The 10,699-nt window shown below is 37.1% G+C and carries 10 protein-coding genes; 4 read left to right on the plus strand and 6 right to left on the minus strand.

The genetic code is table 11. The annotated features are described in order from the left end of the window. Positions 1-4: 4 nt before the first annotated feature. From rbfA to aroQ, 4 genes are all read right to left on the minus strand, one after another. On the minus strand, positions 5-340 hold the full coding sequence (rbfA, locus tag Q0093_RS05520; RefSeq protein WP_297928861.1) for a 30S ribosome-binding factor RbfA: 336 nt from the start codon (positions 338-340) through the stop codon (positions 5-7). A gap of 117 nt (positions 341-457) precedes the next feature. Further along, the gene (locus tag Q0093_RS05525; RefSeq protein WP_294177921.1) at positions 458-1,087 is read right to left on the minus strand and encodes an O-methyltransferase; all 630 of its coding nucleotides are present in this window, start codon (positions 1,085-1,087) and stop codon (positions 458-460) included. Between the two features lie 13 nt (positions 1,088-1,100). After that, positions 1,101-2,567, minus strand: a complete 1,467-nt coding sequence (gene pyk, locus Q0093_RS05530) for a pyruvate kinase (RefSeq protein WP_294178353.1) — start codon at positions 2,565-2,567, stop codon at positions 1,101-1,103. Between the two features lie 36 nt (positions 2,568-2,603). Continuing rightward, positions 2,604-3,029, minus strand: coding sequence for a type II 3-dehydroquinate dehydratase (gene aroQ / locus Q0093_RS05535; protein WP_297303615.1), 426 nt, complete (start codon positions 3,027-3,029; stop codon positions 2,604-2,606). A gap of 111 nt (positions 3,030-3,140) precedes the next feature. Here aroQ and xerA point away from each other — a divergent pair, with 111 nt between their 5' ends. The 4 genes from xerA (at position 3,141) to Q0093_RS05555 (ending at position 8,635) form a co-directional block, all read left to right on the plus strand. Beyond that, on the plus strand, positions 3,141-4,052 hold the full coding sequence (xerA, locus tag Q0093_RS05540) for a site-specific tyrosine recombinase/integron integrase (RefSeq protein WP_294177918.1): 912 nt from the start codon (positions 3,141-3,143) through the stop codon (positions 4,050-4,052). Between the two features lie 419 nt (positions 4,053-4,471). Continuing rightward, entirely contained in the window at positions 4,472-6,154 is a 1,683-nt protein-coding gene (locus Q0093_RS05545) for a tetratricopeptide repeat protein (protein WP_294177916.1), read from the plus strand. Positions 6,155-6,644: 490 nt separating this feature from the next. After that, positions 6,645-7,208, plus strand: coding sequence for a Crp/Fnr family transcriptional regulator (locus tag Q0093_RS05550; RefSeq protein WP_297928864.1), 564 nt, complete (start codon positions 6,645-6,647; stop codon positions 7,206-7,208). A 281-nt stretch (positions 7,209-7,489) separates the two neighbouring features. Next, a complete protein-coding gene (locus Q0093_RS05555; RefSeq protein ID WP_294177913.1) occupies positions 7,490-8,635 on the plus strand; it encodes an acyltransferase in 1,146 nt (381 codons plus the stop codon). Positions 8,636-8,775: 140 nt separating this feature from the next. On the opposite strand, the gene Q0093_RS05560 is transcribed toward Q0093_RS05555, so the two are convergent. Then, a complete protein-coding gene (locus tag Q0093_RS05560; RefSeq protein ID WP_297928866.1) occupies positions 8,776-9,954 on the minus strand; it encodes a DUF418 domain-containing protein in 1,179 nt (392 codons plus the stop codon). A 57-nt stretch (positions 9,955-10,011) separates the two neighbouring features. Next, positions 10,012-10,587, minus strand: coding sequence for a DNA-3-methyladenine glycosylase I (locus tag Q0093_RS05565; RefSeq protein WP_294177909.1), 576 nt, complete (start codon positions 10,585-10,587; stop codon positions 10,012-10,014). Positions 10,588-10,699 lie beyond the last annotated feature (112 nt).

Genomic DNA, 10,699 nt, shown 5'->3' on the forward strand with positions numbered 1-10,699 from the left:
TTGTTTATTTATTCAATAACGTGTCGATATTTTCGATATAGTCGAGAGAGTCATCCAAAAAGAACATTAATTCGGGCGTTTTACGTAGTTGGAATCGAACCCGTTGAGCGAGTTCATAACGTATCGACCGGGCATTGTTTCGTATCGATTCGAGAATTTCCTGTGATTTCTCTGGGGGGAAAATACTTAAATATGCTTTAGCGACACTTAAATCGGGACTTACGCGTACGACGCTTACCGAGATGAGAGTTCCATGAGTTTTTCGGGTTTCGTTTTGAAAAATGTCACTTAGGTCTTTTTGGATCAGACGGCTTATTTTACTTTGTCTTGTAGTTTCCATAATTTGAATATTTTATTTTTGATCCGGGATTTTTTATTTTGAAAAAGCCCGGATCGCAATGTTACGACAGTTCAATATACGAACTTTTCGCGAAATTGTGGTCCGGATATGAGAAATTTATTTTTTCCAGATTAAGGTTAGCCCGTCACGTAGTGGTATAATTACTTTTTCCACACGGGTATCCGAAGCTATCAGATCATTAAATTTCCGAATCCCGACGGTTTGTCCGTCTCTGGCTTGCGGGTCGATTACTTTACCGTCCCATAAGGTATTGTCTGCTAAAATGAATCCACCCGGGCGTACTTTGTCGAATACGAGATCATAATATTCGCAATAGTGACGTTTGTCAGCGTCGATGAATACCAGATCGAATGTTTCATCAAGAGTCGGTACGACCTTTTTTGCGTCTCCTATATGAAAGCGGATATTTTCTTTGTAAGGCGATTGCTCCAGATAAGGCCGGGTGAAATCTTCCAGTTCGTCGTCCATTTCGATTGTGTGGAGTACACCGCCGGGATTTAATCCTTCTGCCATACATAAGGCGGAATAACCTGTGAATGTCCCCAATTCGAGAATCTTATCGGGGCGAATCATTCGGCAGAGCATTTTAAGAATACGCCCCTGTAAGTGTCCCGATAGCATACGCGGACGTAATAGGTTTACGTGCGTATCCCTGTTCAGGCGTTTCAGAAATTCTCCCTCTTCGTCAATATGGTTTAGAATGTATTCTTCCAGCAGCTCTTCCATGTTTCCGATGCTCTTATCGCAGATCTTCTAAGTTCGGGAGTAAGTAACTGCTGTAACAATCCAATACTTTTCCTACCGGGTCGATCTCAAGGAATGTACTTCCGCCTCCTTCCCCGAAAGCACCTCCGATATATGCGATCAGGTCATCCCGAGTTATCCAACCACGGTCGATCATCAGTTTCAGACCGTTGTGAAGATATTCTCTGGAGGTATTGGTTTCAGGTTGGTATACGGCAATCACTCCATAAGACAGAGCTAATTCACGCATTGTTGATTCTCGGTAACAAACGGCAAGAACGGGATATTTTCCTCTGTATGCAGCAATATTTCGAGCTGTGCGCCCGGTATAACTGTCGGTAACGATTGCCTTTACACCGAGTTTTATCGACGAGCGTACGGCTTGTTTTGCAAGAAATGCGGTAATATCCTCCTTATCTTCTTCTGTCGATACCTGAATATCATTATCCGATAGTTTCGTTTTTTCGGCTTCTTCCGCTACTTTCGACATTGTAGCGATGGCTTCCACCGGATATTTACCGTATGCGGTTTCTCCGCTAAGCATCAAGGCATCGGTACGGTAATAGATGGCGTTAGCGATATCTGTTACTTCTGCCCGTGTAGGACGAGGATTTTTGATCATCGAGTGTAACATTTGTGTCGCTACGATAACGGGTTTTTTGGCTTGTACGCATTTCTTGATAAGAATACGTTGTATTCCCGGTATTTTTTCTTGGGGGACTTCGATTCCTAAGTCTCCGCGAGCGATCATCACGCCATAAGCGACTTCGAGTATTTCATCGATATTATCAACGCCTTCCTGATTTTCTATTTTTGCAATGATTTTTATGCTGCTGTTATGTGCATCGAGTATCTCTTGTATATCGAGGACATCTTGTTTATTACGTACAAAAGAATGTGCGATAAAATCAATATTGTGCTCAATGGCATATAAGATATTTTTACGGTCTTTTTCGGTCAGAGCCGGAAGATTGATGCGAACACCCGGTACGTTAACGCTTTTTCTTGATCCCAGTTCTCCTTCATTTTCTGCAATACAAAGTAAAAAGTCGTCGTGTTTTTCTATAACTTTAAATTCTATTTCTCCATCATCGATCAAAACTAAACTGCCGACCGAAAGATCTTTGACGAAATTCGGATAAGAGATGCATATATGCTCTTTGGTCGTCAGTTGATCAGGATTTCCACTCATTTTTACGTAGTCTCCGGTCGAAAAGTTGATGCGTCCGTCGTCGGCAATCGCTGTGGTCCGCATCTCCGGCCCTTTCGTATCCATAAGAATAGCGATCGTATTCGAGACAGCTCTTACATTTGTTATGATTTTATTGAATCCTTCAGCATCCAGATGGGCTGAATTCATACGAACGACGTTCATTCCGTTTTCAAAAAGATCCCGAACGAATTCAACATCGCAACGTTTATCTGAAACTGTAGCAACAATCTTAGTTTGTTTTGACATAATTTGATCTATATAACTTATATAACAATCTGAAAGTATTTATTTATTGTCGATTAATGCTTCGATAGCCAGTCTGTACGAATCCATGCCGAAACCTGCTATTGAGCCTTTGCATGCGGCGGCGATCATAGAGATGTGACGGTAAGCTTCTCGTGCATGTATATTGGAAATGTGTACTTCTATTACAGGAACATTAATTGCACGTATAGCATCTGAGATTGCGATGGAAGTATGTGTGTAAGCTCCGGCATTGAGAACAATACCATCGACATCTCCGAAACCGTATTGGTGTAACGTATTGATTAATTCACCTTCTATATTAGATTGAAAATAAATCAATTGGTGTTCCGAGTATTTGTTTTTCAGAAATTCCAGATAACTTTCAAAAGAATTTTCTCCATAAACGCTTTTTTCCCGTTTTCCGAGAAGGTTCAGGTTGGGACCGTTAATGATAAGTATATTCATAAAGAATCTTTTTTATACCTTTGTCTTATCCGAAGATTTTAATGTTCTCGACTCTTCGGTAAGATGCTGCAAAAGTAAATAAAAAAATCGAATATTTAATTCGTAAATAAGATGATACTTACCGAGGATGATTTAATAAAGAAATATCTGAGATACCTAAAGCTTGAGAGAGGGCTTTCGGAAAATACGATTGAAGGTTATCGAAATGATTTGTATAAATTATTATTGTATATAGGTATCGAAAATTTGACTCGGGATGCTCTTCAACAAGTCGATATTCAACAATTTATATGTGAGTTACAGGATATAGGAATACATCCCAGATCGCAAGCTCGTATATTATCAGGATTAAAATCATTTTATAAATTTTTGTGTTTGGAAGATTATATCGATATTAATCCTCTTGAACTGATAGAAGGACCGAAAATCGGACTTCATCTTCCGGAAGTATTAAGTGTTGAGGAAGTAAATCGCATGGTTGACTCTTTCGATATGTCATTGCCTGAAAGTCAGCGTAACAAGGCGATTATAGAGGTTTTGTATGGTTGCGGTTTGCGAGTATCGGAATTGATAAATTTAAAAATGTCCCGGATTTATGAAAAGGAAGAGTTTATAATTGTTGAAGGAAAAGGAGATAAACAGAGACTTGTTCCTATTTCGAGGATCGCATTGCATGAAATTGAAAAATATAAGAAAGATCGAATGTTATTAAATGTAAAGAAAGGCGATGAGGATATTCTTTTTTTGAACCGTCGAGGAGGACGTTTATCCAGGGTCATGATTTTTTATGTTATTCGCAATCAATGTGAGATATGCGGCATTCATAAAAAAATCAGTCCTCATACCCTACGGCATTCTTTTGCTACTCACCTTCTCGAAGGTGGTGCTAATTTGCGTGCTATCCAACAGATGTTGGGACATGAGAGTATTACTACGACAGAGATTTATGTCCATTTGGATAAGGAATTTATAAAAAGTGAAATTTTAAATCATCATCCGAGAAATATGAAGTCTCGGACATAATTCTGGATAAAGAGCCTATCTGAACTTTTTTTATCAGTTAATGTCGTCTTTAATTATTCTCAGAGTTGTAAAAATATTCCCTCCCCCCCCCAAAAAAAAAATTCTTAAAATAATCCGTACAAATGTTGAACAGGCTCTGGGAAGTTGTGTTAAAATGACAAGTTTTTTCACGCAAAAAATACAAAAACAAGAAAAAGGTAATATTAAGGGCGGATTATCTGACTTTTATACTAAAAATTTTACTATTTTCAGTATTCGATTGTCAGAAATTTAACTATATTTGTCTCGATAATTTGACATCTTATATAATGTCTGAAACAGTTTGTTCCTATTTTTTTGCATAATAGGATGTTAAATTAAAAATTAGTGTTACTTTTGTGAATATTAAGAAGAAGTATAACCCAATTAAACAATTAGTTATGAATAAAAAACTCTATTTACCCTTATTATTGGCTGTTTTAGTGGCCTTTGTAGGATGTAAAAAAATGGGTGGATTATCGGCAGATTACTTTACCGTAACTCCCTCTCCACTTGAAGTTGTAGGCGGAAAGGTTGCCGCAACGATTACAGGAAAATTCCCTGAAAAGTATTTCAAAAAGAAAGTTACGGTTACCGTTACTCCTTATTTGGTTTATGAAGGAGGCGAAACCGCTGCTGCTTCATATACTTATCAAGGAGAAAAAGTAAAAGGAAATAATCAGACCATTTCTTATAAGTTGGGTGGAAATATCACAATGAAAGCTTCATTTGATTATATCCCGCAAATGAGAAAATCTGATTTGTATCTTGCTTTTAAAGTTCAAAAAGGTTCTAAATCTTATGATTTGCCTCGTGTAAAAGTTGCAGAAGGTGTATTGGCCACAGCAGAAATTAGCAATGCCGCTACTGTAAAACCAGCACTTGCAGCAGATAAATTCCAACGTATCATCAATGAAAGTCGTAAAGCAGACATTTTGTTCTTGATTCAACAGGCTAATATCCGTGCAAATCAGTTATCTACTGATCAGATGAAAGAATTCCACAACGAAGTGGCTAATGCTGCCAGCGCTGCGAATAAAGAACTTAAAGGAATCAATATTTCTTCTTATGCATCTCCCGATGGTGGTGTTGAATTGAATACCAAATTGGCCGAAAACCGTGAAAAGAATACGGTGAAATATATGAACGAACAGTTGAAAAAAGGTAATATCACAACTGATATGACTGCTGAATTTACAGCTCAAGACTGGGAAGGTTTCAAAGAATTGGTTGAAAAATCAAATATTCAGGACAAAGACCTTATCCTTCGCGTTCTTTCTATGTATTCAGATCCCGAACAACGAGAAAAAGAAATAAAGAATATGTCAAGCACTTTCAAAGTATTGGCTGACGAAATTCTTCCTCAATTGCGTTATTCAAGAATCTCTGCAAGTATCGATATTATCGGTAAATCAGATGCTGAAATCAGTAAGCTTGCTGTTTCTGATCCTAAATCTTTGACATTGGATGAACTATTGTATGCCGGAACACTGACCGATTCTAAAGATGATAAAATCGCTATCTACAAAAAGGCTACGGAAATTTACCCGAATGATTACCGCGCTTATAACAATGTAGGTATGGCTTATTATCAGAAACAAAATGTAGCTGAAGCAGAAAATTGGTTCAAGAAAGCCGCAAAAATCGATCCTAAAGCTCCGGAAGTTCAAATGAACTTAGGTTTGATCAGCTTGACTAAGAACGATTATAATAAAGCTGCTCAGGAATTCGGTAACGCTGCAGGTATCGATGAATTGAAAGAAGCTACCGGTGTTCTTTACTTGAAGAAAGGTGAATATCAGAAAGCTGTTAAAGCATTCGGCGATACGAAGAGTAACAATGCGGCTATTGCACAGATCTTGACTAAAGATTATAACAAAGCTAAAAATACACTGTCTTCTATCAATAATGGAAAAGATGCTACGACTCTTTACCTGTTGGCTGTTGTAGGTGCTCGTACAAACAACGAAAAGATGGTTAAGGAAAATCTGCAAAAAGCTATCAGCCTGGATAATCAGATGAAAGCTTTTGCTGCTGCAGACATTGAGTTTGCAAAATACGATATTTCTTCTTTGACGAAATAAAAAAGAGTATTTTCTTATTAAACAAGAAGAGTATCCGAATTTTATTCGGGTACTCTTTTTTATTTAAAACGGGCTTGATTTTTTGCCTGAGATATGGAATGGATGAGGTGCAGCGATACGGCTATCTAAGAATTAAAAATCTTATGAAATCCGGAATATATTGTAGATGGATGATTGGTAGAAATATGACGTAAAAGGGTACTTGTTTCTCAATCCTGCCTAAATTTCCCGACAAAAAATATTATCCGGTCATTCTTGCATTTTCTTCCGGACTTTTTCCCTGTTTTCGCTCGTCAGATAGATAACCCGCTATCCTCCTCGTAAAGTAGAAAAACATCCTCGAAAGAAACTCTTAACTCTGACCCGATCAAAGTTTTGACAAGCTCTCAGACAAAATTTATGTTATCTTTTTTCTGAAGTGATTAACAGACTTTTTCATATCTTTGTCTATTAAATAATATCGCTTTGTTTACCTTGCAATTAAGTATTTATGAAAAATGTAATAAATCAGATGAGATCTTTGTATCCTATTTCTGACGATACTATACATTTATTGAAAAAACATGTAGAATTATGCCGTTTCCCTAAAAGATTTCAGCTGATAAAAGCTGATAGCTTCTGCAAGTCCGCTTATTTTATTGAAGAGGGTGCGACTCGTTCTTTCTGGTTGGTGAACGGAGAAGAGGTAACCACATCTTTTTCTTGTGAAGGAAGCATTGTGTTCAGTATGGATGAACTTTATTATAGTCGAGTGAGTGAAGAGTTTGTAGAGACGCTTGAAGATGTTGTGGCTTATAGAATATCATTATCCGATTTGCTCCATCTTTTCCAAACCAATATAGAATTGGCTAATTGGGGTAGGATTATTCACCAAAATGAGTATCGACGTTTACATCGTTCGCATAAGGAGCGTCTTACGCTGTCTGCAAAAGAGAGGTATGAAGAATTTAAGCGTCAATTTCCTCATATATACCAGCGGGTACAACTGGGGTATGTCGCTTCTTATTTAGGTATAACTCTCCCGACATTGAGTCGACTTAGAGCCCGAAAATAATACCTTGAAAGAACGAATTTGATGTAGGACAATCAGATTGAGATATAAATATCGTAATTTTGAATCCTGATCGGCAGTGCTAAGAATCTGTCTAAATTTTGTATTGACGTTTTTTTGAAAACCGTTTTTGGAGTTTTTTCTTGTTCCGATAAGGAACGCATTACGGGCTATGTGATGTGTAGGAACAGAAAAACCGGACGAGAAAAGATAAAAGTTCGGATGAATAAAATTTTTATCGGAAAATTTAAACAAGTTTTAAGTAAAACTTAAATTCTGTATATATGCAAAAAACATTATCTTCTTCTGCGTTTGCAGATTCAAAACCTCATTATGAACTTCTTGACGGATTAAGGGGAGTTGCAGCCCTTTTGGTGATGTGGTATCATGTTTTTGAAGCTTTTGCAACAAGTCCCATAGATCAGAAATTTAATCATGGATATTTAGCTGTCGATTTCTTTTTTATTCTGTCGGGGTTCGTTATAGGATATGCTTATGACGATCGTTGGAAAACGACAATGACAGTGAAGGATTTTGTGAAACGCCGATTGATTCGTCTGCATCCGATGGTTGTCATGGGAGCTATTTTAGGAGCTTGTGCATTTTATATACAAGGCAGTGAAAAATGGGATGGCTCGCAAGTCTCTTTATCAGCGTTAATGCTTGCTATGCTACTCAATCTTTTTCTTATACCTGCGATACCCGGTTCAAGGGTAGAAGTTCGGGGAAACGGAGAGATGTATCCTTTAAATGGCCCGAGTTGGTCTTTATTTTTTGAGTATATAGGAAATATCATGTATGCTCTATTTATCCGTCGGTTATCTACCAAGTCGCTTGCTTTGCTTGTTTCATTAGCAGGAATCGGGTTAGCTGTATTTGCAATATTCAGTTTTTCGGGTTATGGTCATTTGGGAGTGGGCTGGACACTTATGGATTATAATCTTATCGGAGGTTTTTTACGTTTAATGTTTTCGTTTTCCGCAGGTTTGTTAATGTCGCGTATTTTTAAACCGGTTAAAATCAGAGGAGCTTTTTGGATTTGTAGTTTGGCTATTGCCGTATTACTTTCCGTTCCGTATGTAGGCAATAAAGATCTTCTTTGGATGAATGGTATTTATGATTCTGTATGTGCCATTCTGCTTTTTCCTTTGTTGGTCTATTGGGGCGCTTCGGGTAAAGCGACAGACAAATGGACATTGAGGATATGCAAATTTTTAGGAGATATATCTTACCCTGTATATATTGTTCATTACCCTTTTATGTATCTTTTCTATGCATGGATATGGAATAATGATCTAACATTTGCACAGGCATGGCCGATGGCTTTATTGCTCTTTTTCGGAAATATTCTGCTCGCATATCTTTGTCTGAAATTGTATGATGCACCTGTAAGAAAATGGTTGAGCAAGAAATTTTTATCTAAAAAATAAAAACAATCTTTTTATGATGATAACTGGATAAAAAGATTGTTTTTTAGAATGAGATTCTTTTTATATCTCTATCTTCGAAATGTTTGCGATGCCGGAAATATAGATATAGCTTGATGTTATTTTCATCGGACGTTTATTCGTTATCGATTATTTACGCCAAGCCAAGTCCATTTGTGCCAAATAAGTTCTAATGGTCCTTGTTTATGTTTCGACAACCACCATTTACATAATTTCACCTGTAGTAGGAACGTGAAAAATCCGATTAATAAACTGACTGTATATCCGCAATATGGTGCGAGGTACAAGCCAAATGGGAAATAAATAATTGCTCCTATTATGGATTGGGCTATGTAATTAGTAAGGCTCATTCTGCCGTAAAATCGTAAATTGCTTACCATATTGCGGAACTTATGGTTTTGATAGAGAAGTATGAAGGACGCTATCAAGACCAGAGTAAAGGCTAATTTTTGCCACATGTCAAATGCCGTTCCCACTGTTTGTCGTATGATCGGAGCATTGTCCATAATAAGATCTTTCAATGTATATAAAGGTGCAAATGCAATAGCGGAGACAATCAGTGTCTTTACCCAGAAATGGAGATTTTTCTCAGAAGAAACGAAAAGTTGCTTTTTGCCGATATAGAAACCTAATAGAAATAATCCTGCTGTTTGGAAAAAGCGTCCTGCGTTTATGGCCCATAACAAACTGGCTTTTTGTCCTAATGTGACGTTTCCTAAGATGAACTCCCAAAAGTTCCCGTCTTTTGTATATTTGGCCACTTCTGCATACATTTCATCTACTTTAAAGTTGGGTAACTGGTGTGTCGGATTTATCATATAGGCGATATAATGATACCATTCGATGGGTTGCAACAAAAAAATGACAGCGGTTATAATGATAGCTTTATTGCTCCAGTTTCGTGTAAAAAATAATATAGGTCCTGTCACTACGAATAACAGTAAAACATCTCCTGCCGGGAAAAAGGCTGCATTTAATGTTGCGAAACCGACCAACAATATTAAACGCCAGAGAAAACGATAGCCGAAATCTTTACCCCATTTTCTTTGATTGTTGGTTTGTATGTAGAACGTAAATCCGAACAGAAGAGCGAAGATAGCATAAGCTTTTCCCGCAAAAAGAGAAAAAATTCCGTTGAATATACCTTGGTCTAAGATATTCAACCAGTTTGGCGAGTTGGTCGGATAAACCGGAAAAATGAAATGTTCCAGATTATGAACCAAGATGATTGCCATTACGGCAAATCCTCGTAGAGCATCTACGACTTCAATACGAGAATTTTTGTTGATGAGCTGTTCCATGTATGATTTGTCGGTAATTTTAATATTATGCGAATTGAAATTTTATTTGTGTCGTCTTTATTTATTTTTTTGACAAATACAGCCTGTCAGGTGATCGTTGATGAATCCTGTAGCTTGTAGATAAGCGTAACAAATAGTAGTTCCGAAAAATTTGAATCCCCGTTTTTTCATATCTTTACTCATTGCATCGGATTCGGGAGATGATACGGGTATTTCACTTAATGACTTGAATTTGTTGACTATCGGTTTTTTATCAGGGAAGAATGATAATATGTAATTATAAAAACTCCCGAACTCTTTCTGTATGGCGAGAAAAAGTTTTGCATTTATAATTGTAGATTTGATTTTTAGGCGGTTTCGTATAATACCGTCAAATTGCATTAGTTGTTCGATATCTTCTGAACTCATGTGCGCTACTTGCTCTACGTCAAAGTGATGAAAAGCTTTTTTGTATCCTTCTCGTTTTCTGAGAATGGTAATCCATGCCAATCCGGCTTGGGCACTTTCAAGAACAAGAAACTCAAATAATGTTTTGTCATCAGTGACGAGTCTGCCCCATTCTTCATCGTGATATTTTATATATAACTCATCTGTTCCTGCCCAGCCACAACGTGCATTTATTATGTCTTTCATTATCTTGATGTATAAAAATTCAATTATTGTTAGCCTGATGTTATTAGTATATGACTTGGTAATTATATACGAATTAACCTAAGAAACTTTGCTAACAAAATCAGTCCGAAAA

This window comes from uncultured Coprobacter sp., from assembly GCF_947855755.1.
Classification (GTDB): domain Bacteria; phylum Bacteroidota; class Bacteroidia; order Bacteroidales; family Coprobacteraceae; genus Coprobacter.